Below are 23,771 nucleotides of genomic sequence, written 5' to 3' on the forward strand. Positions count from 1 at the left end.
ATTGATTTATCAAGTTTTGTAATAGGCAACAAAAAAGACCTATCACAAGTAATAGGTCTCAAAGTTAGGTATTTATTTAACAGTGCGAACACGCATTGTATTTGTTGAACCTGATACACCAACTGGCACACCAGCGACAATAACAATATTATCTCCTGATTCTACAAGTCCTTGTTCAAGGGCAACCTTTTCCGCTAATTCAAACATATCATCAGTAGATTGAGGTTTTTCAGTTACAACTGGAATAACTCCCCAGCTAATCATCAGTGATTTTTGAACTTTTTCAGTAAAGGTCACTGCCAAGATGTCTGCATCTGGACGGTATTTGGAAATTTGGCGTGCTGAGAACCCTGATTCAGTAACCGTAACAACTAATTTGATATCCATTGATTTTGTAGCATCTTTAACCGCAGATGCTACAACTTCTGTCTTAGTCGTACGAGCAAATTTAGATGAATCAAGACGGCCGTATTCGTTAAGAAGAGTCTGTGCATTTTTATCAATAGTAGCCATCGTACGAACAGATTCAACTGGGTATTTACCATTAGCTGACTCACCAGAAAGCATAGTCGCATCAGTACCATCAATAACAGCATTGAAGACGTCAGAAACTTCTGAGCGAGTTGCACGTGGCTTATCAGTCATTGTTTCAAGCATATTTGTTGCTGTAATAACTGCTTTGCCTGCTGCATTGACTTTAGTGATAATCATTTTTTGATAAACTGGAACCATTTCAAATGGTACTTCGATACCCATATCACCACGGGCAATCATGATACCATCTGCAGCTTCAATGATTTCATCAATATTGTCAATACCTTGTTGGTTTTCAATTTTAGCAAAAAGCTGTACGTGTTCATTGCCTGTTTCCTTACAGATTGCACGAACTTCGTTAACATCTTTTGCGGTACGTACAAATGAAATGGCAATAAAGTTAAGACCTTGTTCAAGACCAAAACGAATATCTGCATTATCACGTTCAGCAAGCGCTGGGAATGGGATCTTAGTGTAAGGAATGTTGACACCTTTTTGCTTAGCAATAATGCCATCATTTTCAACTTCAACGATAAATTCACGCTTATCAGCATCTTTATCAATAACTCGAAGTCCAAGTTTACCATCATCAACAAGTACTTGTTTGCCAATCTCAACATCGTCAAAAACATCAAGGGCGCCAGCAACGTTTAAAGCAATAACATCACGAGTTGATTGAATACCTTGTTTAGTAGCTACACGAATCTTTTCACCTGTTTTGTATGAATATTCTTTAGCACCGTCTGCAAACAATTCTGTACGGATTTCCGGACCCTTAGTATCAAGGAGAAAGCCAACTTTTTGATTAGCAATCTCTTCAGCACGGCGAACAACATCCATACGTTCGCCTTGTTCTGAATGATCACCATGTGAGAAATTGAAACGGAAAACATTTGCACCCTCTTTAATCAATTGTGCAATATTTTGTGCTGATGCTTCATGGTCAAGTTTTTCACTCCAATAACCATCATCACCGAATTTTTTCCCACCACGGATTTCTACCGCAGGACCAAGTGTTGCAACGATTTTTACGCGTTTATTCATGATAAATATGAAACTCCCTTTATTTATAGTCGATTACCGACATTATTAACTACTTAAAATTAATGATAACTCAACAACCTTAGTGTGCAATGTCACGATTTAATTGTGCTAAATCAAGACGAGCTTTATGAGGATTGTTAACAATGATTTTGCCTTCTTTAGTCAAGGAGAACAATGCTCCTTCTTCAGCAGTACCCAGAATTAGACTCTCTACAAGATGTTCGTTATGAATACCAACAGCAAGTCCACCACGGCCTTCTTTAAGAAGTTTAACAGCATGTGCTCCCATCCATGAAGCGATAACACGGTCGCGCGGAGTTGGCGCACCACCGCGAAGGATATGACCAAGATTTGTCGCACGGAGATCGCTAGTATCTCCAGCTTCTTTCATCAGTTCAACAAATTCCTCAGCATGCATAACACCTTCAGCAAGTACAATAATATGACGGTGTTTCCCTTTCTTCTCGTAACCTTCACGTACTTTACGAACAACTTCATTAATATCGTACTCTTCTTCTGGAATAATGATTTGGTCAGCACCAGCAGCAATTCCAGACCAAAGAGCGATATCGCCAGCACCACGTCCCATTACTTCAACAACAAATGTACGTCCATGACTGAATGAAGTATCACGGATTTTATCTAAAGCATCTGTAGCTGTATTGATAGCTGTATCAAAACCAATTGTATAATCGGTACCAGCGATATCGTTATCAATTGTTCCTGGAACACCAACTGCTGGGAATCCATGCTCAGTCAAGCGCATAGCTCCATGATAAGAACCATCTCCACCAATAACCACAACACCATCGATGCCATGCTTTTTAAGCTGCTCAATTCCTTTTAATTGCCCTTCAAGTTCAGCAAATTCTGGATAGCGAGCAGATTGAAGGAATGTTCCGCCGAATGAAAGGGTATTAGATACCGCATGAGCGCTAAGTGGGAAAATATCCCCTTCAACCATACCTGCATACCCACGGTTAATACCATATGCTTCTATTCCTTCTGAAATTGCTTTACGAACGACTGCACGAACAGCAGCATTCATACCAGGAGCGTCTCCGCCACTGGTCAAAACAGCAATACGTTTCATTCTACCTGATACTCCTTTTTAATTTTTAACCATCTTATTATAGCATAAACATTTCTAAATGACTGCTTTTTCGATACTTTTTTAACGAAAAATCGTTTTCATAACTAAACCAGAAAGATTTTTTTCTAATTCCAACTCTTTTGAAACCATGAAACGACTGCTTTGAATTGTTTCCTTAGTTGTTTCATAACGAAGAATTACAGGAATATTGCCAGGGTATCTTGCTAATATTTGTGAAACTTCCAAATCTTTGTCATGGTTGCTGAGCAAAATCCAAAAACGTTCTGGGCTGGTCTCTTCTAAGTCAGACAAAATCATTTGCAAACGTCCGTCTCTTTCTTGAATGCGTCCTGTCATGTAATAAATGCCGCCTTCTTTCAACTTATCTTTCTGATGATAATAAGTTTCAGGAAACAGTGTAACATCAGTCTTATGAAGCGTGTCTGTAACGCTCAAAAAGGCCATCTGCTCTCCTTTTTTTGTTCGAATAATACGAATCCTTTCAATCTGCACAAGAATGGTAGCTCTGCTATTAACCGCCAAATCTGAAAGTGCTGTATAGGGTTTGATGGTATTTTTTTGAACCTGCTTCAAAGGATGCGGACTAAGTCCAACACCAAGCAGTTCCTGTTCCAGCTGATATTTTTCTACGAGGCTGTAATCATCAGCTTCAAACCAAGAATAGGAAGACTCGGCAAAAAGGCTTCCTAATTCGTTTACAAAAGTAAAAAGATTAGGCAAATTCACTACAATTTTTTGACGGTTCTTCTCAAAACTGTCAAAAAGTCCAATTTGAATCAAGGGGGTGATGATTTCTGATTTTTGGTATTTCTCAGGAATTCTAGTCAGAAAATTTTCGATAGAAATGAATTTCCCTTTCTGCCGTTCTTCAATAATCCAGAGGCTCAAGTCCCTCGGAAAGCCTTTTAATGTTTTAAGTCCCAAGACTATTTTGCCATCAGCTATTTTATCATTGAAAGGAACCTTATTGATATCAAGTTTAGCCAACTCAAAGCCATTTTCCAAAGCATCAGTGATATAATCGCTGGAAGAATAATTCAGCATAATATCATAAAAGACACTCGGATAATGCGCCTTAAAATAAGCCAGCTGAAAAGCCAGTGCTGAGTAAGCAAAGGCGTGACTGCGGTTAAAACCATAACCCGCAAATTTGGCCATCATGCTAAAAAGACGCTCGGCGACTTGAAGATCACGCCCATTATTGCGACTTCCAGCCATAAAATCAGCTGACATTTTCTCCATCTCAGCTGCATTCTTTTTGGACATGGCGCGGCGCAGCAAATCAGCTTTTCCTAAGGTGAAACCTGCAAAAATCTGGGCAATTTGCATAACCTGTTCCTGATAAAGCATAATCCCATAGGTTGATTCTAGAATTGGCGCGACTGTAGGATCAATCAAATCTACCTTTTCTTTACCATATTTTCTGGCAACAAAATTATCCGTATAGTCACTGGCTCCTGGACGGTTAAGTGAGGTCGTTGCCACAATTTCTTCAAATCGAGCTGGTTTGATACGTTTCAACAGATTGATGGCTCCAGCCTGTTCAAATTGAAAAATACCTTTTGTACGGCCAGCTGCAAAGAGCTGAAGGGTTTTAGCATCTTCCAAATTGATTGATTTAATATCAATGATAATTCCTTGATCTTCTACTAATTTCTCCTGCATTTTTTGAACAAAAGTCAAGTTACGGAGTCCCAAAAAATCCATTTTCAAAAGACCATTAGCTTCAACCGAAGGAGCATCATACTGAGTAACCATCATATCGTCCCCTGCTTTCAGAGGAATGTGATTGGTCAGGTCATCATCACTCATTACAATTCCTGCTGCATGAATAGAAGTCTGCCTAGGCTGTCCTTCAATAGCTTTTGCCATTTCAAAGGCTTTTTGATATTCCTGCCGCTGATTAATCAACTGACGAAAGGACATGTTCTTATCATAAACAGAACTAAGGTTATCTCTAAAGCCAATTTTTTTAGTAAGGCTGCTTAATTCATGCTCAGCAGCACCAAAACGCTTGAAAACATCACGAATAACCTGTTTGGCTCCAAACGTTGAAAAGGTCACAATCTGTGCTGAATGACGGCTGCCATAGCGATCTCTCACATAATGCAGGAATTCGCTACGGTAAATATCAGGCAAATCAATATCAATATCAGGCATGCTGTAGCGTTCTTCATTTAGAAAACGTTCAAAAAGCAGATTGTTTTCAACAGGATCAATACCTGTTATATCCAACACATAAGCAACCAGACTCCCTGCCGCAGAACCACGACCCATTCCCATGTAGTAACCGCGGCTGCGTCCAAACCGCAATAGATCCCAAACAATCAGGAAATAATCATCAAACCCCATCTTATGAATGACTGACAGCTCCTTATCAAGCCGGTCTTGGTAGACAGGAGTATCTAATTTTTTAGTGCACAGACCATCTTGCGCCAATTGACGGAGCTCCTCAACAGCCGGTCTGTTTCGATTAAAACGCGGAAGTTTCAAATCCGTATCAAACTGGTAGGATACTTCTGCCAGCAATTCATCCAAATTTGCCAGAGCGTCTGGATAAGCTGAAAAAGCCTCTTCCATAGCCTTAGGACTAAGCAATAGCTGTCCTGCAGGAGCGAGCGCTGTATCTGCCAGAGGTTTATTAGCCGAAATTGCATTGAGCATCTGAACGGTACTGCGTTCCTGATTATCAAAATAACGAACCGTATGAAGAGGCAAAAGTTTGCGGTCAAAAACACGACGTTCTTCTTGAGCTTCTATACCAATATAAAAATCCATCCCAAAATCAAGCCCCGGCTCCCACTCCGCTTGAGGAAGAATAAAAGCTAAGCCTTCAAAAAAAGATTGTAAGCCTTCTAACTCTCTGTTGCCAAGCGTTGTTTCCGTTGCTAACTTAAGGAGGTTCTTGTAGCCAATATTATTGAGCGCTAACAGACGAAAAGAAAAAGTGCGCTCTTGATAAATCAAATTCGCTTCCATTCCTAAAAGAGGCTGAAGTCCCTCTTTTTCAGCTAGTCTTGCAAAATGATAAGCAGCATATAGATTGTCCTGATCCATAATTCCGATCTTTTGATAGCCTAACGCTTTTGCACGCGCCACATAAGATGGCAGATCAACCACACTGTTCATAAAACTATAGACCGTTTTTGTATCTAACTGAGCAAACATAGCAGCCTCCTTTCATCATTCCTATTATAACATACTGTTTTTTGAAAAAATTGCAGAGCTCAGCTTTCTCTAATTAAATCAAAAGCCACTGGCATAAGATCATCTAAAATTGCACGATAGCTCTGCTCTGGAAAATTGTCTCCACAATAATAGACTTCAAAAACCAAATGATCATAGTGCAAAGTCATTTGCGAGGATTGAAAGCCGTTATGCTTATAAAATTTTAAACGCCGCTGACGCTCTAGCAGATTGTCTGCAGTTGATTGAACCGACTCAATTTCAAGGACTACTGGACGATTGAGATAAGAGGCTTGCAGATTTTTTAATATTTTTCTGCCATAGCCTTTGCTTCTCTTATCAGTCTCCACAGCCAAAAATCCGATGTATAAGATGTCCTCAGCCACTACAAAACTAGTAAAACCAATAAAAACATCGTTATCATAAAACGCTTGGAAGGCTCTACCCTCGTCAAAAGCTGCAAAGGTAATTAAATCCTGCGTAGGCACCCGCTCGTTTTTGGGAAAAGCAGCATGGTTTAGGGAATCAACCAATTTAAAATCCGAAAAATGGCGGGTTATATTTTTTCTTATCAGCATTACAAAACCAAAAAACAGCCTTGAGGCTGCTCTTTCTATCACATAGACTTAATAATATTCACCTTGACGGTAGTTCCAAGAATTGAAAGTATCTGACAGGTGCATCATAATTTTATCAATATCAAGCCCTTTACGAATAACCACTGGACAGTTATTGATCGAACGGCTGCCTGCACCTTGTTCTGGAATGAGTTTACCATCAGCATCAACCATTGAAACCATAACACCTTGTTCGTAGCGTGTTTCAACTGTTTTGTCAGGTTGGATAGAAGCAACATAATCGTCTGCTTCAATGACAAGGTCAACAGCATTTTCAATACGTTCACCAATACCTTCAACCTTACCGCGATTGCCTTTACCTGACGGGTTAGCAGATGAAGCATAAACCATCTTGCCTTCTTTTTCCCACATTTCCTTAGCAATTTGCTCGCCAGCAACACCAAATTTAATAACAAAACATGATGTACCGCGCACATCGGTCATCAGTTCTTCACGTCCATCTCCGAAAGCTTGAAGTTTTGCATAAGCATCTTCACGCCAAGGAAGAATGCAGCCAAGAAGAATATCTTCATCCCAATGCTTTTGGTAGAAAGCGTCAATTTCTGGTGTCAGCTGAGCAAGGCTGCGCAATTCATCCATGCTGCCGCAAAGAACGACACCTGGTTTGTTACGGTTGCGCTCTTTAGCTTCAAATTTACGCTCAAGGCCTATCTTATCGCTTGTCATGATAATGTAACCAACTTTAGTGGGGGTCACAATACAGCCACCATCACCTTTAAGAATTTCAAAACCCTCTTGATTAAGCTTACCATCCCAATGGACATGTTTTGTCATAATAAATGATCTCCATCTAATACTAATAATTTATACGCTTATTATTCTATCATGATAATAGGTAACAAGCAAGCAATTTTTCTGAATCTTCTAAATGTCCAAACTACTCCTGCCAATAACTTGGACGGTTCTTTTCGTATTCCGTAATCAAATCTTCATACTGAAGGGTAATGCCGATATCATCAAGACCGTTGAGTAGCTTGTTTTTCCACTCGCCATCAATGTCAAAGGCAAATTCACCCACAGGTGATAGAATTTTTTGCTCATAAAGGTCAACAGTCACCTCATCAGTCGGCTTGAGCGCAGCCAGTTTCTGACGGACTTCCAGAGGCTGGACAATGGGCAGGACACCGTTGTTTAGGTCATTATTGTAATGAATATCCCCAAAGGAGCCTGCGACAATGACTTTAAAACCGTAATCTGCTAAAGCCCAAGCGGCGTGCTCCCGTGAGGAACCCGCTCCAAAATTATCTCCGGTAATCAGGATGGTTGCCTTGCGGTAAGGGGCGGTATTAAAGATAAAGTTCGGATCCTCTGTATAATCATCATCCAGATAGCGCCACTCATACATGAGGTACTTGCCAAAGCCCTTCTTATCAATCAGCTTAAGAAACTGCTTGGGCAGAATTTGGTCGGTGTCGATATTGTCATTCATAAGAGGAACCGTTGTTCCTGTGTAAACGGTGAATTTTTCCACTTCTTATCTCTGCCTTTCTACTGAGCTTCCGGCAGCTGACGTACATCAACAAACCGGCCGGCAATAGCCGCTGCTGCTGCCATGGCTGGACTGCAAAGGTGGGTCTTGGCTCCCACACCCTGACGATCCTCAAAATTGCGGTTGCTGGTTGAAGCACAGTGCATCCCTTCGGGCACCTTGTCGGGATTCATTCCCAGACACATGGAGCAGCCCGGATCCCGCCATTCAAAGCCAGCCTCCTTAAAAATCTTATCCAGACCAATTTTTTCAGCTGCTGTTTTTACCGGACGGCTGCCCGGCACCACGATAGCTGTCACACCGTCGGCGACCCGTTTTCCCTTGACAAATTTAGCCGCTGCTTTTAAATCACTGAGCCTAGCATTGGTACAAGAACCTAGAAAAACATAGCCAAGTTCAATGTCCGCAGCTGTTTGGCCTGGACTCATATCCATATAGTCATAAGCACGCTCGTCATTCATATCACGGATTTCAGGGAAGGACTGTCCAAATGCTACTCCCATAGAAGGGTTGGTTCCCCAAGTCACCATGGGTGCCAAATCGGTTACATCCAGCTCAATGACCTTGTCATAGACTGCATCAGAATCGGAAACCAGCGTTTTCCAGTCAGCTACTGCTGCTTCAAAATCCTTAGGCACATGTTCCTTGTCTCTAAGGTAGTCAAAAGTCGTCTGGTCAGGATTCATAATGCCCATCTTGGAACCAAACTCAATGGACATGTTACAGATAGTCATCCGCTCCTCCATGGTAAGGTCGGAAATCGCTTCGCCGACATATTCGACAACATAGCCGACACCAACTGCCACGCCGTATTTGGCAATTAAAGCCAAAATATAATCCTTGGAATAAACGCCTTTTTGCGGCTTACCGACAAATTTGACCAAGAGTTTCTTGGGCTTAACCTGCCAAATGGTCTGGGTGGCAAAAACATGCTCCACCTCAGTCGTTCCGATACCAAAACCGATAGCGCCAAAAGCCCCGTGGGTCGCCGTATGGCTGTCGCCGCAGACGATAAATTTCCCCGGCTGAGTCCGGCCGGTCTCGGGACCAACCATATGGACGATACCCTGATTTTCAGAGCCGTGCGGTGCGTGAGGAATATCAAATTCCTTAACATTGCGGGCCAGAGCATCCATCTGAGCCTTGGAAATAACATCTTGAATATCATAAATATTGACAGTCGGAACGTTATGATCAAAGGTTCCAAAGGTCAAATCAGGCCTTCTCACCCGGCGGTTTGCTTCTCTCAGCCCGTCAAAGGCCTGAGGACTGGTCACTTCGTGGATATAATGCTGATCCACATACATGAGCTGAGGCTCACCTTCTTTTCCTGTGATAACATGTCTGTCCCACAGCTTATCAAAAATCGATTTTCCGCTCATTACCTTCTCCAAACTAAATAGACAGTGACTGCGATGAGAATCACTCCCGCATACCAGCTCCCTATAAAATACCATTTTCGTGTCTTATGGTGGAATAATCTGCCTGCTAATAAGGCACCCAGACCGCCTAAACAGACAGTCATCAAAAGCAGCGTCTTTTCAGGAATCCGCCACTGGCCGCGGACTGCTCTTCTCTTGTCAAGACCGTAGAGGCAAAAGACAAATAGATTCCATGCGGCCAGGCCCGCTAAAACATAGCTTAGCATCACAGATTACCTATGATGGCAGAGGTCATCTCAGCCGTAGAGGCTTCACCACCCAAATCGCGGGTCAGCACACCGGCGTTCAGAGTCTTGGCAACAGCTGTCTCAATCATATCAGCACCAGCCATTTCTCCAAAAGAATCACGCAGCATCATAGCTACGGACAGAATCATGGAAACGGGATTAGCAATGCCCTGTCCTGCAATATCAGGGGCAGACCCGTGAATTGGTTCATAAAGGCTGGGACCCTTATCCGAATGGCTGGCAGAGGGCATAACTCCCAGAGTTCCGGGCAGGACGGAAGACTCGTCTGACAAAATGTCGCCGAAGAGGTTCTCCGTTACCACCACATCAAAGCGAGCCGGATTGGTAATCATGAGCATGGCTGCGCTGTCAACCAGTTGATGCTCCAAAGTCACATTCGGGTAATCCTCGGCCACCTTATCCGCCACCTGACGCCACAGCTTGGAAGTCGCCAGCACATTTTGCTTGTCAATGCTGGTTACCTTTTTGCCCCGCTTTTCTGCCAGTTCAAAAGCCACGCGCATAATCCGCTCAATCTCCTCATAGCTGTAGTCGTTGATGTCCCGCGCAGCAGTTTTTTCTAAGATATGCTCGCCAAAGTAAATACCGCCGGTCAGCTCTCGCACCACAACAAAATCCACGCCAGCAATCCGCTCCTCTTTCAAGGGGGACAGATGCCTCAAAGCGTCAAAAATCTTGACTGGACGAATGTTGGCAAACAGCCTAAGTTCCTTGCGGATAGCCAGCAGTCCTTGTTCAGGCCGCACAGCTGCATTGTCATACTGAGGACTGCCAATAGCTGCCAGCAAAATAGCGTCAGCAGCCTTAGCAGCAGCCAAAGTGTCAGCAGGCAGAGGATGGCCTGCTGCATCAATACCCGCACCGCCAAAAGGCTTGGCGGCCACTTCATAATTAAAATTAATTTTGGGTGCGACAGCCGCTAAAACTTCCAGCCCTGCCGCCATAATTTCCGGCCCAATACCATCACCGGCAAGAGCCACAATTTTTTTAGTCATATTAAGATACAAAGGGCGTTTAGAAAGCGAGATGAAAATAGGAAGCTGACGACGTGTGACCTGCACACGAGGAAGCTTATCTTTTTCACGACGCTTTTAGCCCATGTTCAGTTCCTTTCTGTAAGATACAAAGGGCATTTGCCCGATGATTAACGGCGGAAGACAAGCTTCACGCCACTAAACGAAAATGCCTATGAGCATTTTCTGCATCGTGCATTAGTTCAGATGTCAAAAAGCGAGATGAAAATAGGCGGTAAGTCCAAAATCTATGATTTTGCAGACGCACCCCCGCCAGAACGACTGAGACTTTCACAGATGACATCAAAGAAAGTCCAGACGTTTACGGCGATGGAGAAAACAAATGCGTTCCTTCTCAAATTTTCACGACGCTTTTAGCCCGTATTCAGTTCCTTTCTGCAAGATGAAAATAGAAAGCTTATTCTTACGGCCTATTGCCGGATTTAAGCATTTGGCACATCACGAAAATCAACCGTACGTCCAATTTCACCAGCATTCTCTCTTTGAACAAGAACATTGGCATTCACATAAGCAATAGCCCCTGCCTTAAGGACATCAAAATCAATACCAAAGGCATTAAATATTGTTCCTGAGTCAACATTTTCAACTGAAACAGCAACACGTGCCTGAGCATCAATACCATCTGTCACAGCATCCATAGTATAACTTTCCAATCTGACAGTCTGATTAAAGAATTTGTCAATAGCGTTGAAAATAGCTTCAACAGAACCTTTACCATTTGCAACCACATCAACAGCCTCATCATCAGTATTGACCATGGTAACAATAGCTGTCACTGTTTCATCCGCATTTGATGTTAATTTTAAGTCCCCAAAATGGAAACCTTCTGGATTTTCAATCTCAGTTCCTGCCACAAGAGCTGTAATGTCTGCATCCGTAATGTCGTGTTTTTTATCTGCTAATTTTTTAAATTTTGCAAAAAGCACTGCTAATTCTGATTCCTCAAATTCTAATTCGAGTTCTTTTAGCTTCTCAACAAATGCATGGCGTCCTGATAATTTTCCAAGCGGCAGCGAATTTTTCTTAACACCAACCAATTCAGGCGTGATAATTTCGTAAGTAAGAGGATTTTTGAGTACCCCGTCCTGGTGAATGCCTGATTCGTGTGAAAAGGCATTGCCGCCAACCACAGCCTTATTCTTAGGAATAGCAATACCTGAGAAACGTGAGACTAATTCAGATGTGTTGACCGTCTCGTTAAGAACAATGTCCGAAGTCGCTTGGAAGTAATCCTCACGGATATTGAGTGCGACAGCAACTTCTTCAAGAGCAACATTTCCTGCACGTTCACCAATACCATTAACTGTCCCCTCGACACGGCCAGCCCCTGCTTTGATAGCAGCCAATGTATTGGCGGTGGCCATTCCAAGATCATCATGACAATGCGGGCTGAAAATAATCTCGCGATCAGATGTTACATTTTCAATGAGGTATTCAAAAACATGGCCAAATTCTGTTGGCGTTGTAAAACCAACGGTATCTGGGATGTTAATATAAGTCGCTCCTGCATCAACAGCGGTTTGAACAACTTCAAGTAAGAAATCAAGCTCTGTGCGAGTCGCATCCTCTGGTGAAAATTCAACAACATCAAAATACTGACGGGCATAAGAGACATGCTCTTTAATAATCTCAAGAATCTCTTCTTTAGATTTTTTAAGTTTAAATTCACGGTGAATTGGGCTAGTTGCAATAAAAACATGACATTGCGGGTATTTAGCATCTTTAATAGCCTCATAACAGGCATCAATATCAGATTTTACAGAGCGTGCCAAACCTGAAACAGCAGTCGTTGTCATAGCTGATGCAATCTGTTTAACAGCCTCAAACGAATCTGGACTGGCAGCTGGAAAACCTGCTTCAATCGAAGAAATTCCCCATTTTTCCAATTGCTTGGCAATAGCAACCTTTTCTTTTACAGAAAAGTTAACACCTGGCGTTTGTTCACCGTCACGAAGGGTTGTGTCAAGAAATTCAACTTTGCGCATACATACCTCTTTCCAAATTAGAAACATAACATTTTAGATAAAATAAAAACATCTCACGGACAAGCGAGATGTTTTTTATCCCGCTTGGTAAGCCAAACAGGACTAATGCTTTTGCACTAGCCCTCATATCGCAATAGCAAAGCTGTTGAAGCTGCAATTGTCATTTGACTTCTTCCTTTCAGATGTATCTACTAGTAGGATACCACATTCCTGAAAAAAGTCAAGAAAATCGCCTGAATTTTCAGCTTTTTCAGCTAATTTGACAATCTGGCAAATTTCAAGTTGAAGTTAGCCTTTATAGACTATTGAAAGCACCTTGTTTGTAACTAATCCAGAAAAATATCGGAGTAAAGACACACATCAAACTTAGGTAGATGGTCATCGTATGACTAGTTAGCGGCATAATTTCAATCACAGTGTGTAAAAAATACGAGCTAACGAAGAAACCACATACTGAATAAATAATAAGCGCCAAACGAATTTTAGTAAAAGGAATACAGGCACGAATAACAGCTAATAGACCTGCTGATCCAAGCATATAATACGACAGGGTCAGCATGTCCTCCATCGTCAGATCCCCATAAACCTGCATCAAGTGAAAAATAAGAATGCTAAAGACAACTATCAGAGCATTCGGTAAAGCAAGTTGAAGTGCTCTTCTCAGAAAATGTTTTTTAACAGGACGTACATTTCGCTCAAAAGTTAACACGAAAGGGGGAAAACCTTCAACGAACTGTCCGATTAAGGTCATCTGAACTTGAATAAAGGGAAAAACAAGAAGATATTCTGCCTTACCAAGCACAATACTGGCAATACAAAGCAATCCTAGTAAAAAAGAATAGATGGTCCTAGTGAGAAAAATTGGGGCAATATGAGCAATGTTATTGACAACACGACGCCCTTCAAAGAGAATTTGGGGAATATCACGAAATTCAGAATCCAAAAGCACCAGATTAGCAATCTGCCTTGTGGCTGGATCACCTTCTGCCACAACAATAGAACAATCTGCTTCACGAAGAGCAAGAATATCATTGACACCATCTCCAGTCATAGCGGTAGTGTGTCCTTGAGCTTTAAATGTTTGAATCAGTAATTTTTTCTGATGAGGGGAAACACGACCAAAAATCGCTGTTGTTTCAGCTCTTGCTACTAGTTCTTCATCACTTACTTTGGAACAATCAACGAAACTCGTGTAGTCTTCAAAACCTGCTTTTTTAGCAATGTAGGATACGGTGATAGGATTGTCTCCAGAAATGATTTTTAAGAGGACATCCTGTGAATGCAAATAAGAAAGCGTCTCTGCTGCATCTTCACGAATAGGATCGGCAATTTCCAGCAGAGCCAGCGGTTCAATGTCCTTTGGTATCTGCACCTGATTAGTGTGAAATGCCGTTTGACTCAGTGCTACAATCAATACACGAGAGCCTCGTGACTGAGCATCCTGAACAGCCTGAAGATTTTCTGTCAGCAACATTTCAGGAGCTCCAAGATAGACTTGCCCTACTCCCTCAATCGTCATAGCTCCCCACTTTCTGTCGCTAGAAAAAGGAATGAGTGGACCGGTTGTATAAGAGTGTTCTAAATGTTCGTAGGCATCTCGAATAGCTCGAGCTGTCGCATTATTATCCTCACTGGTCTGCATATAAGCAGCCAAGATTGTTTGAATTGTGTCCAAGGAATAGTGAGGCGTTAGAGGAAGAAGCTTGTCAACGGTCATTTTTCCTTGCGTAATAGTTCCTGTCTTATCCAAACAAAGGACATCAACCCGAGCTAAAGTTTCAACAGAATACATTTCCTGCACCAGAACATTTTTCATCCCTAACTTGATAACAGCTGTTAAAAGAGAGGTAATCGTCAGCAAGGCAATTCCTTGAGGCAACATACCTAACAGAGCTGTTGAACTGGTGACTATGGAATCTTTTAAAGAAAGTAATTTGATAAAAAAGGCTTCCAAAAAGAGGGCAAGTCCAAATGGAATGATAATTTTCCCTGTAAACTTGGCAATCTTGTCCATATTGTAAAGAATACGAGAAACAATTGGTTTATGAGTTTTTGCCTCTAGCGTAAGCTTATTCGCATAATTATCTGCTCCGACGTGAATCACCTTGGCATAGACCTGACCACTGACTAAGTAACTGCCAGATAACAAATCTGAGTTCTTAGTCTTCATGATTAAATCACTTTCTCCTGTCAACATAGCTTCATTGACTTCGGTAATGCCCTGAACAACCGTTGCATCACTGGGAATTTGCTCCCCAGCAGATAACAAAAGAATATCATCTAAAACGAGATCTTCTGGTTCAATAGAAATGACTTGTTCGTCGCGAACGACACGAACAGAATCCTTATTCATAAGGTTTAACTTATCAATCATATGACGGGCTCGCCACTCTGTCAGCATACCCGATAAGGAATTAATGACAATAACTCCAAAGAAAAAGAGATCTGACCAAGCTTGAACTGCTAGAAGTGCTAGAAAAATAACAAAGTTTAGAGCATTAAAAGAAGTAAAGACATTTCTTCTAAAAATCTCCCAATTACTGGTACTTGTTTTTGTTTTAAAATGATTGGTTTGCTTAGCCTGAATACGTTTTTGCACTTCTGCACTCGTTAAACCTTTTATATGTCCACTCACAGTTTACAATGTTTCCTCTCTTTTAACCTAGCACAAAATAACATTATTGTTTCAGTATACCATAACATTCAAAAAGCACCTAGCCACATGATTAAAAGGCTCCTAATGAGGCTCCCGTAATAATAACAACCTTATCTTTGATAGCCATAAGTACACCTGCTTTCTTTTGCTTTTTAAACCTTATCTCTTTTGCAGTTAACACCGCAAAAAGCCAATTACTCAATGATTTTTTAACGGTTTAAGAGCCTTCTGATAATATTCCTCTTTGGCTTCTATTTCCTTTAAAAAATAATGTAATTCCTCAATCTGAGACAGAACCCTTTCCTTTTGCTCCTGTATGAGCTGATAATGCTTCTCCAAGCTGCTGTCTCCTTTTTTGGATAAATCAACATATTTCTTAATTTTTTTAATGGGCATTCCTGTTTTTTTCAAGCAGTGTAAAATATGGAGCCATTCAAAATCCCCATCCTCAAATACACGAATTCCATTTTTACGTGAAACCATTGGCAAAAGTCCCTGCTGTTCATAATACCGCAAAGTTGACGGACTGACTCCTATCATCTCTGAAACTTCTTTTATCGTATAAGGCACTTTGTTTCTCCTTTCTGCTACTCTCTTATTTTAATACTTAAAGTCTGCTTTAAGTCAATCCTTTTTTGAACAATTTCTTTATCTTTTGAAATTTCAATCCTACATAGCGATTAAAGCACTTGATTGGCTGTTTTTTGACAAAAAACGGTTAAATCGCTTTCTGTTATCCTAAACTATTATGTTATAGTAAAAAACAGACAAAAAATTTTGTTATTGAAAAGGAATTACAGGAATGAAAGTTAAAAAATTGATAATTGCTGCGGCAGTTTTCTTATTTCTTATCGCAGCCGCTTCGGCTGTATTTTCTGCAATGAATCATTCCCATGTGAAAAACTGGTCTTTTTTTAAGAAAAACAGGACTTTTTCAAATGGGGAAATTAAAATCCGAGTCATCAAGGCAGCCAAAATTTCTTTATCTGACAATGAAAATGCTGTTCGTATTTACTATAAAATTACAAATCTAAGCTCCAAAAAAGACAATGGTTATGCGCTCTTGCTGGATCACACTGAGGGAATCTATCAGGATAAAAAAGAAGTGAAAAGTACGACTGTGCTTGGACAGGATGACGAAGAAGACTTAGCTGCCATTAACGTGGACATTGCGCCTAAAGAAACTAAAGAAGTGGTTAATGATTACAAGGTTGCTAATCTAACATCTGCTATTAAAATCAAATTTTTAGACAGTGATGACAACACGGTTGCAACTTATTCTTTGGACATTACGAATCTTCCTGATGCTCCTGTTTATGCATATGACTATTCCATGCCATCTTTAGATTTGTCTGGTTTATCATAAGGCTTTCCTTGTAAAATGTCAGTCAATAAGGTCTTGGCAAAATCAGCCAAGGCTTTTCTCTTGTCTAAACTGCAAAGCTCTGCGATTGTCAAAAAAACATTTTAAATATTTCAAAAAAAACGACCGGCCGATTAAATGGGGCGATCGCTGGTTTCAAAGCAGAACCAATATGATTTTATCAATCTATCAAAGGAATTCTAAGTATTTGCTAGATTTTTTATTACGGACAAAATCCTGTCTTGTCTTCGTCAGTAATCTCACGAATGACTTTGCAAGGAACACCGGCTGCGATAACGTTTGCCGGAATATCTTTTGTGACAACACTGCCTGATCCAATGATGGTATTGTCACCAATAGACACTCCTTGGTTGATATGACTTCCTGCACCAACCCAAACATCATTTCCGATATGAATAGGTTTGGCATAACAGCCCCCGCTGCGGCGTTCTGCTGCATTTATAGCATGGTTGGAGGTATAAAGACCAACACGAGGACCAAAAAGCACATGGTCTCCAATCTTAATCTCAGCACCATCTAGCATCACACAGTCAAAATTAGCATAAAAATCATTCCCGATAGAGATATTATAGCCAAATTCACAGCGAAATGTCGGTTCAAAATGCACATTACTGCCTATGGATTTTAAAAGTTTTTCGAGAATTTTTTCACGCTCTAAAGGCGGCTGACCAAAACTGGCATTATAGTCGTTGGTCAAAAAGACTGTGCGCTCACGCGCCTCTACCAGCTCTGGGGTTAGATCATTATACATTTGACCGCTTAGAATGTACTGTTTTTGTTCTTCTAATGTCATCTTTTTTCTCTCCTTCTGGCTGAATTTACAGTCGTTTTTGCAGCTTTTCGACAAAAAGATAGGCTGCTGGGCAAGTCAGGGTATTCTTAATAGTCAGATGGTTAATCTGATAAATTTTTTTGCGGTCAGTATGAGGAAATTCGCGACAGGCCTTAGGACGAACCTCATAAATGCTGCAAAGGTTGTCCTCTCCTAGAAATGGGCAGGGCATGGACTTGAAAACTTTATCGCCATCCTCATCAACCTGCAGAAACTCTGCTTCAAAAGCAGGCAGTTTCATTTTGAAATATTTGGCAATGCGAACAATATCAGCTTCCTTAAAATCCGGTCCTAGAGTCTTGCAGCAGTTGGCACAGGCTGTACAGTCAATTTCTTCAAAAACTTCTTCATGAATTTCTTTGGCAATCCTGTCCAGATTTTTAGGAGGCTTTTTCTTCAGACTTGCTAAAAATTTGCGGTGCTCTTTTTGCTTTTGGAGCGCCAGCTGATGGTATTTTTCAAGATCAATCACTGTCTGTTTCATGTGTTATACTTTCCTAAAAATTATTCTCTAAGATTATATCATAAAGTTCACTGTGCTTAATTAAAAGAAAAAGAACTGTGTTCCAGTTCTTTTTAAGCGTCTTTGAAAATGGATGTCCTAAAATCATCTGTTTGGCGAAGATAGGCATTGTATACAGCTGTTTTAAGAGCATTTACATGTGAAATAGCAGCAATATAAGGACTTGAAAGTGTGACATCATAGGCAAGGGCTTCATTCATCAGATTTTGCAGCTCACCATAGTTTGAGATTGTTACCGTATTGCCCAAATAAGTAATCGTAATTGGCTGTAATTGATCTAGCTTAGAAATACGCGCTTTGTACTGCGATTTTTTAAAATCAGCCCAAGTTTGATAGCGGCCATCAAAGAGTTTAGACAGGATATAATCGTCTGAAAAAACCTTACCTTCTGCTGCTGCAGTTTCTTTATATTTATCTGATAGATAGCCCAGATATGCTTCATAGCCGCCCGCAGCTAAAACTTCATAGGCTCGCTGCTTGGCAATTAAACTGCTTGAGGCGCCCGTATCACTGGAAATACCTGCATAAATCGGTGCAAACAGGCTAACCGTCTCATAACCATCCATGCTTAAAGTCTTGCTTGTCCCGCTGTTGATATTGTAGTCACGGCGGGTCATAATATTGGCATCAATCAAATCATCAATACTGTTTAAGTTGAGCTTAGCCACTTCATCTGCTGTTAATTGGCGATATTGCTGAGCAGAAATATAGCTGCTGCCGTCTTCCTTATTGCTGTAGACATTTTCAAGAAGGTAATACAGGTTGGCTTTGATACTGTCGCTTTGTGCCAGCACTGCATTGGCCTCTGTATAATCTAGAACATAAAGTACATCCATCATGCCAGAGACATAGTCCTCAATATCCGAAAGTGACTGGTAACGCTGGCTGCTGACAGCAGTCAAACGCGCAGAATCGTCTTTATAATTGCTATAATCAAACATGGTATTGAGGCTGATATAGCTTTGATTGTAGATATAAGCAGATTCCAGTAAACCTTTGGTATAAGTCTCACTTCCCAAGCCTTCACGAATATCGTAACCAAAGAGATAAATGTCACTATCATTGATATGAGTCATTTCATGACTAAAAACGGCAGAGCCGTAGCGGGTGAGCACCCTGTCAACAATGAAGCGCACTGTATCATCATTTGCAGTATAGGCTCCAGTTGTATTTTTATAAGCATAGCTGGCACGCGAGCCAACAGGACCAAAGAAATCCAAAATAGCTTGGCTGGTATTGCCATACATGCTCTGCCAGCTGCCTTTAACCAAGTAACCGTCCCAAACAACCGTTTGCTTAGCCAATAATTTCGCCCTGCCTTCTTCACCCAGAAGACGGTACCAAGTGTCAAAATAATTTTTCTGCCATTCTGCCGCCTGAGCAATCATACTGTCAATCTGATCCGTCGTATACTCCGAATAACGGTCATACATTCCATAGGTGACAGAAGCTATCGTCGTAATGATAAAGATACCTTGCTGAGCCGTCAAAAGCGGTAAAATGCCATTTTGCTGAGAGGCATTGTTTGTTAAAACGCTCCAAACAGAAACGTCCTCGTTTGGAGCTTCTGCTGACGCTGCTTCTACAATGGTGGCCTTACTCGTTGCTTTAAACCAGTCATTGTCCGTCTTATAATCGGTAAGAAGCTGACGATTAAAGCTAAGGAAATCAATTAAGCCAGCCTGTTTAGTATTTCCCGCCAAGTAGTTTGCGTAAGTCAGCAGATTGTTAGCTGGTAAGATAGCATTGTATCCCGCTCGGCCTAGACTAACCAACCATTCCAAACTATTGACCGCTGTCCCGTAGAAGTCTTGATTATAGCTCAGCAATTGAGCCAAATCAATACCATCAAAATCAATTGTATACCAGCGATTCATATAAGCCAAACCAAGCAACAGCGGCTCTGCATTATCTGTGATGTAGCGAATAAGGTAATCCTCAATGACACCGCCCGAGTTATTAATACTGGCACTTGTACTCAATACCTGACGAAGAATGGCATCAATATTGGCTTGAACCTGAGTAAAACTATCCTGCAAATACAATTGAGCCAGTTCTGTCTCATAATCTGTATCAGACAGACCGAGAATGGCTGCTGTCGTTTTTGAATTGAAGACTGCGGCTTTCAATTTATCTGACACTGCCGCAATGATATTATCATAGTTAGAGAGATAGGATTCACTAGTATAGATGAGACCCGTATCTGCAATGGCATATTCTGCAAGAATGCCTTCAAAATCTCCTGTATAAGTCACATCAAGTGTTTCCAAGCTGCCATCTGCATAATAGAGCAAAAGATGATTGACAGCTGTCTTATTGCTGGCAATATCTGACACTGGCTTTTTGTCTGCTAACGGTGTCACTGAAATCAGTTCTGTGCTGTAGAGCTTACTTGAAGGGTCTATTTTATTGGCATACTTTACAATAAGATCTTTATTGTACAGCGGCATGAGTTTTGCTGCATTGTTATAGGCTGTTTCGTAACCTTCCTTGGCACCTTTTAACTTCATGTAGTCTGTAGAAAGACTGTAGTTTTGGGTTTCAGCAACAGGATCCGATTGAGATTGGGACTGACCTTGCTTGCCTGTTTTTGTTATAACGGCCAATAGCTCCGCTGCTTTTTCGCTTGTTATTGTTATAGAAAGGCTGTTAGACGTTCCAGAGGCTTTCGATTCAACAGTGTAGACATCTATCATGTTATTGGATGAAGCACCAACATAGCCATTAACAATATTACCGTTGATTACCTCCGCTTCTGAAACGACTGAAGATAGCAGACCTGTTTTTCCAGAAGAACTGTAGGTCGATCCGGCAATTCCACCTGTGAACACTGTCAGACTGCCTTTATTGATAACCTGTCCTTTAACATAGGCATTCTTAACGCTTGCATTTGCTCCGTTGACCCAGCCGACAATCCCTCCCGTACGGAAGAAGGCAGTCGCTCCAGTATTGGTTACAACGGCATCCACATAAGCATTTGAAATGGCTGAAGCGGTATTAGCGCCAGCAATTCCGCCAACATTAGATTCTATAGCCGTCGCCGTAGAAGTCACGGTTCCCTTAAAAGAAATGGTATCAAATTGCGATTGCAGAGACATCATATAAACAATGCCTCCGACACCCCGTCCGCCGGTTACACTTCCTTCTACAGAAAGATCAGACACTGTTGTTTTGGTTGCTGTGGAAGCTAGCGCACCGACACGTTCTCTACTTGTTGTGATGGATACATTTTTCAAATCAAGTTCTTTGATGGTCGCATTGCTAAGGACGTTAAAGAGCGGCATAGCAAGGTTATAAATAGCATGGCGATGGCCATTGTAAGTACCGGTCAGAGTGCCTTTGAAGGTTGCTGTAATATAAGCTGTTTTAGAAGGATCTAAGCTGTATTCATCTGCATAAAGATCAGCACCTACAATAAAATCACCTGACGGGTTAGCCGCCATTGCTTCAATCAAACTCGAAAAGGTCGTGTAAACTCCCTCACGCGCAGCTGCTGGCTGTTCAATAATAAAACTAAAACCATTTTGATAGGCAGATTGCGAATTGTCAGCACTGTCTGATACCAAGGCAGGTGCTTCTGCTGTCACTTGGTAAGCTGTCCGCCCATCCACTACAGTTTCAACAATAGCAGTCACTGGCAAAAGCCACTCCCTTGTCTTATCTGAAGTCACCTTAACAAAATAATTGGAAATGTCGCTTGGCAGCTCGGATAAGGTTCGGTAAGCTGTTGCTTTCCCATCTTTAAAACTGTATAAAACAATAGCATTAATATCTTTGATTTCAATACTTTTTTGCACAGTTTCCTGAAACGTCTGTTCGCTGTTGGTTGTATTTATCATTGAGGAATCATCCCTCTCATCCGACGCAGCAGATTCGGTAGAAGCAGGATTTTCTATTGATTTTTCTATCACATCAAACCCTGCAGTTGCTGCTAAATCACCTTGGACATTTTTATTTAAAAGTTCTTTGCCATAGACATGGACATTATAATGTCCTTTTTCATTGTTATGCTTGGCTAGATTAATTTTTGCCCTATAGCTTGTCTTATCGCTTTGATCAGCAGTTAACCATTCTATATCGTCCTGACCATTAGCAGAGGTCCACACAGAAATTGACGGAGCTGCCACATAATAAGGAACATTGTCAATAACCACCTGATAGGTTTCATCATTGATCTGTTCAATTTTGACCAAAACAGACGGAGCTGCAAGGTCAAAAGACGTGGCATCAAGCCCTTTATAAGAACCCTCTACTGTTCCATAAGTGTGAATATTATAAGTACCGTAACCCGTATGATTAGTATAAGGAACCAGAACCCTTCCTCTACTATCTGCAGAATACCACTTGAGATCATCTTGATCATTAACCTGCGACCAAACAGCAAAGTTAACCTTGCTAAAGTCCGTTACTTGATTAGAGGCTAGCTGAATGATAATACCTTCCTTAGTCAAGTCGGCTGTTACATGATTTGTAATTCCTGTATCATTAGTGAAAGTTGCTGAACCTAGCCCAATCATACCTCCAGTAATAACCGACTGTCCATAAACATGAATAGTATAGCTGCCTGTGTCAGCCTTGTGATCAGCTGTATGAATCATTGCAGTGTAGCTACCGTCAGTCTGTTTACTGGCTGTATACCATTTAATGTCATCTTGATCGTCCTTATTTGACCAAATAGGCAGACTGATGGAAGAAATATCCGAAGCAATATTTGACAGCGTCACCTGATATTGTCCCAAAGCTGGATTAGTCACTGTGACTTTAGGATTTGATTTACTTACTTCAATCGTTCGGCCGTCTCTGCCAATCATCTTACCTGCAATATTGGAGTAAGTATGGATATTATAAACACCATAAGCTTTATGCTTGGACAAATCAATATAAGCGGCGCCTGTTACACTGGCATTGTACCAAACCAAATCATCCTGACCGTCAGCCTCTGACCAAACAGCAAACAGGATACTTTCACCAGAAGCAATCTGCCCATTATACTGCAGACTGAGCATTTTACCGTTGACATCCGCACTGACCGGATCGCTCTTTGACTCCTCAATTTGCCCTGCTTTCGTCTCTAAAGTCTCTCTATTAATTTGCGATTGATTACCAGTGATTAATCCCTGACTTTCAGCTTCCGTTTTATTTTCATCTTTTTTAACCATAGCAGAGCTGGATGAACTGCTGCTGATCGCTTTTTCACTAACAGTCCCACTGCTTTTAGCAGTTGACTGGCTGACGCTGACAGAATCATCTGGTGCCTCACTAGTTGTTTCAGATGTCAGTGTTTGGTCAGATTCAGAAGACAGCACTTGAGACTCGGATGCCGGTAAATCACTGCTAGATGACTCAATTATTTCTGATACCGCTCTGTTGCTGTCCTTTTCATCCGCCGATACAGACACAGCAGCTCTTCCCAATAAAAAGGCTGTCAGAGCAAAACCACAGAGACTGCAAGCCCTGCTTTTCTTGCCGTAAATCGTTTTTAAAAACATGTCTAACCCCCTCGTTTTACTTTTGAATGTTCGCTTAAACTAAGCAGAACAGATAAAAAGCCATCTATGCAGTCTCCTTAGCAGAATACCGCACAGATAAGCCATACCATTTCACCACAACAATAGGTCCTTTACTACAGGCCATCTTTTATCTCCTAATGTTACACTTTTTG

At 41.3% G+C, this 23,771-nt stretch carries 18 protein-coding genes; 1 reads left to right on the plus strand and 17 read right to left on the minus strand.

Going from position 1 to position 23,771, the window contains the following annotated elements; all coding sequences use genetic code 11:
• Nucleotides 1-72 precede the first annotated feature (72 nt).
• From pyk to ACVRZ8_RS01230, 14 genes are all read right to left on the minus strand, one after another.
• On the minus strand, nt 73-1,578 hold the full coding sequence (gene pyk, locus ACVRZ8_RS01165) for a pyruvate kinase (protein ID WP_447447490.1): 1,506 nt from the start codon (nt 1,576-1,578) through the stop codon (nt 73-75).
• Nucleotides 1,579-1,657: 79 nt separating this feature from the next.
• Entirely contained in the window at nt 1,658-2,671 is a 1,014-nt protein-coding gene (gene pfkA, locus ACVRZ8_RS01170) for a 6-phosphofructokinase (protein WP_447447491.1), read from the minus strand.
• Between the two features lie 81 nt (nt 2,672-2,752).
• Complete coding sequence (locus ACVRZ8_RS01175) at nt 2,753-5,860, minus strand: DNA polymerase III subunit alpha (RefSeq protein WP_447447492.1); 3,108 nt, start codon at nt 5,858-5,860, stop codon at nt 2,753-2,755.
• Between the two features lie 59 nt (nt 5,861-5,919).
• Entirely contained in the window at nt 5,920-6,456 is a 537-nt protein-coding gene (locus ACVRZ8_RS01180; protein ID WP_447447493.1) for a GNAT family N-acetyltransferase, read from the minus strand.
• A gap of 48 nt (nt 6,457-6,504) precedes the next feature.
• Nucleotides 6,505-7,290: an L-threonylcarbamoyladenylate synthase gene (locus ACVRZ8_RS01185; protein ID WP_447447494.1), complete on the minus strand. Its 786-nt coding sequence runs from the start codon at nt 7,288-7,290 to the stop codon at nt 6,505-6,507.
• Between the two features lie 103 nt (nt 7,291-7,393).
• The gene (leuD, locus tag ACVRZ8_RS01190; RefSeq protein WP_447447495.1) at nt 7,394-7,987 is read right to left on the minus strand and encodes a 3-isopropylmalate dehydratase small subunit; all 594 of its coding nucleotides are present in this window, start codon (nt 7,985-7,987) and stop codon (nt 7,394-7,396) included.
• Between the two features lie 17 nt (nt 7,988-8,004).
• Nucleotides 8,005-9,387, minus strand: a complete 1,383-nt coding sequence (gene leuC / locus ACVRZ8_RS01195) for a 3-isopropylmalate dehydratase large subunit (RefSeq protein ID WP_447447496.1) — start codon at nt 9,385-9,387, stop codon at nt 8,005-8,007.
• Nucleotides 9,387-9,653 (minus strand): DUF1294 domain-containing protein, encoded by a 267-nt coding sequence (locus ACVRZ8_RS01200; RefSeq protein ID WP_447447497.1) that lies wholly within the window; start codon nt 9,651-9,653, stop codon nt 9,387-9,389. Before ACVRZ8_RS01200 ends, leuC begins: the two co-directional genes overlap by 1 nt.
• Nucleotides 9,653-10,690 carry a 3-isopropylmalate dehydrogenase gene (gene leuB, locus ACVRZ8_RS01205; RefSeq protein WP_447447498.1) on the minus strand — a complete coding sequence of 346 codons (1,038 nt, stop codon included), beginning with the start codon at nt 10,688-10,690 and terminating at the stop codon, nt 9,653-9,655. Before leuB ends, ACVRZ8_RS01200 begins: the two co-directional genes overlap by 1 nt.
• Nucleotides 10,691-10,859: 169 nt before the next feature.
• Nucleotides 10,860-11,012, minus strand: coding sequence for a hypothetical protein (locus ACVRZ8_RS01210; RefSeq protein WP_447447499.1), 153 nt, complete (start codon nt 11,010-11,012; stop codon nt 10,860-10,862).
• A 139-nt stretch (nt 11,013-11,151) separates the two neighbouring features.
• A complete protein-coding gene (locus tag ACVRZ8_RS01215) occupies nt 11,152-12,714 on the minus strand; it encodes a 2-isopropylmalate synthase (protein WP_447447500.1) in 1,563 nt (520 codons plus the stop codon).
• A 295-nt stretch (nt 12,715-13,009) separates the two neighbouring features.
• Nucleotides 13,010-15,349, minus strand: coding sequence for an HAD-IC family P-type ATPase (locus ACVRZ8_RS01220; protein ID WP_447447501.1), 2,340 nt, complete (start codon nt 15,347-15,349; stop codon nt 13,010-13,012).
• 91 nt (nt 15,350-15,440) lie between these two features.
• Complete coding sequence (locus ACVRZ8_RS01225) at nt 15,441-15,572, minus strand: hypothetical protein (protein WP_447447502.1); 132 nt, start codon at nt 15,570-15,572, stop codon at nt 15,441-15,443.
• The gene (locus tag ACVRZ8_RS01230) at nt 15,569-15,940 is read right to left on the minus strand and encodes a MerR family transcriptional regulator (RefSeq protein ID WP_447447503.1); all 372 of its coding nucleotides are present in this window, start codon (nt 15,938-15,940) and stop codon (nt 15,569-15,571) included. The genes ACVRZ8_RS01225 and ACVRZ8_RS01230 overlap by 4 nt, the downstream gene beginning before the upstream one ends.
• Nucleotides 15,941-16,172: 232 nt before the next feature.
• On the opposite strand from ACVRZ8_RS01230, the gene ACVRZ8_RS01235 reads away from it, so the two are divergent.
• Entirely contained in the window at nt 16,173-16,736 is a 564-nt protein-coding gene (locus ACVRZ8_RS01235) for a DUF5067 domain-containing protein (RefSeq protein ID WP_447447504.1), read from the plus strand.
• A gap of 220 nt (nt 16,737-16,956) precedes the next feature.
• On the opposite strand, the gene ACVRZ8_RS01240 is transcribed toward ACVRZ8_RS01235, so the two are convergent.
• The 3 genes from ACVRZ8_RS01240 to ACVRZ8_RS01250 all read right to left on the minus strand — a co-directional run bounded on the left by ACVRZ8_RS01240 (nt 16,957) and on the right by ACVRZ8_RS01250 (nt 23,598).
• Complete coding sequence (locus ACVRZ8_RS01240) at nt 16,957-17,547, minus strand: sugar O-acetyltransferase (RefSeq protein ID WP_447447505.1); 591 nt, start codon at nt 17,545-17,547, stop codon at nt 16,957-16,959.
• Nucleotides 17,548-17,572: 25 nt separating this feature from the next.
• Complete coding sequence (locus ACVRZ8_RS01245) at nt 17,573-18,070, minus strand: YkgJ family cysteine cluster protein (RefSeq protein WP_447447506.1); 498 nt, start codon at nt 18,068-18,070, stop codon at nt 17,573-17,575.
• Nucleotides 18,071-18,162: 92 nt separating this feature from the next.
• On the minus strand, nt 18,163-23,598 hold the full coding sequence (locus ACVRZ8_RS01250) for a ZmpA/ZmpB/ZmpC family metallo-endopeptidase (RefSeq protein ID WP_447447507.1): 5,436 nt from the start codon (nt 23,596-23,598) through the stop codon (nt 18,163-18,165).
• Between the last annotated feature and the right edge of the window lie 173 nt (nt 23,599-23,771).

It is taken from the genome of Streptococcus dentiloxodontae, from assembly GCF_053206925.1.

Bases quoted from the DNA above. Each gene is read 5' to 3' on its own strand.
- ACVRZ8_RS01215 (WP_447447500.1), bottom strand. From the start codon at position 12,714: ATGCGCAAAGTTGAATTTCTTGACACAACCCTTCGTGACGGTGAACAA.
- ACVRZ8_RS01250 (WP_447447507.1), bottom strand. From the start codon at position 23,598: ATGTTTTTAAAAACGATTTACGGCAAGAAAAGCAGGGCTTGCAGTCTC.
- leuB (WP_447447498.1), bottom strand. From the start codon at position 10,690: ATGACTAAAAAAATTGTGGCTCTTGCCGGTGATGGTATTGGGCCGGAA.
- pyk (WP_447447490.1), bottom strand. From the start codon at position 1,578: ATGAATAAACGCGTAAAAATCGTTGCAACACTTGGTCCTGCGGTAGAA.
- ACVRZ8_RS01245 (WP_447447506.1), bottom strand. From the start codon at position 18,070: ATGAAACAGACAGTGATTGATCTTGAAAAATACCATCAGCTGGCGCTC.
- ACVRZ8_RS01185 (WP_447447494.1), bottom strand. From the start codon at position 7,290: ATGACAAAACATGTCCATTGGGATGGTAAGCTTAATCAAGAGGGTTTT.
- ACVRZ8_RS01235 (WP_447447504.1), top strand. From the start codon at position 16,173: ATGAAAGTTAAAAAATTGATAATTGCTGCGGCAGTTTTCTTATTTCTT.
- ACVRZ8_RS01175 (WP_447447492.1), bottom strand. From the start codon at position 5,860: ATGTTTGCTCAGTTAGATACAAAAACGGTCTATAGTTTTATGAACAGT.
- ACVRZ8_RS01240 (WP_447447505.1), bottom strand. From the start codon at position 17,547: ATGACATTAGAAGAACAAAAACAGTACATTCTAAGCGGTCAAATGTAT.
- ACVRZ8_RS01200 (WP_447447497.1), bottom strand. From the start codon at position 9,653: ATGCTAAGCTATGTTTTAGCGGGCCTGGCCGCATGGAATCTATTTGTC.
- ACVRZ8_RS01180 (WP_447447493.1), bottom strand. From the start codon at position 6,456: ATGCTGATAAGAAAAAATATAACCCGCCATTTTTCGGATTTTAAATTG.
- ACVRZ8_RS01210 (WP_447447499.1), bottom strand. From the start codon at position 11,012: ATGTCATCTGTGAAAGTCTCAGTCGTTCTGGCGGGGGTGCGTCTGCAA.
- pfkA (WP_447447491.1), bottom strand. From the start codon at position 2,671: ATGAAACGTATTGCTGTTTTGACCAGTGGCGGAGACGCTCCTGGTATG.
- leuC (WP_447447496.1), bottom strand. From the start codon at position 9,387: ATGAGCGGAAAATCGATTTTTGATAAGCTGTGGGACAGACATGTTATC.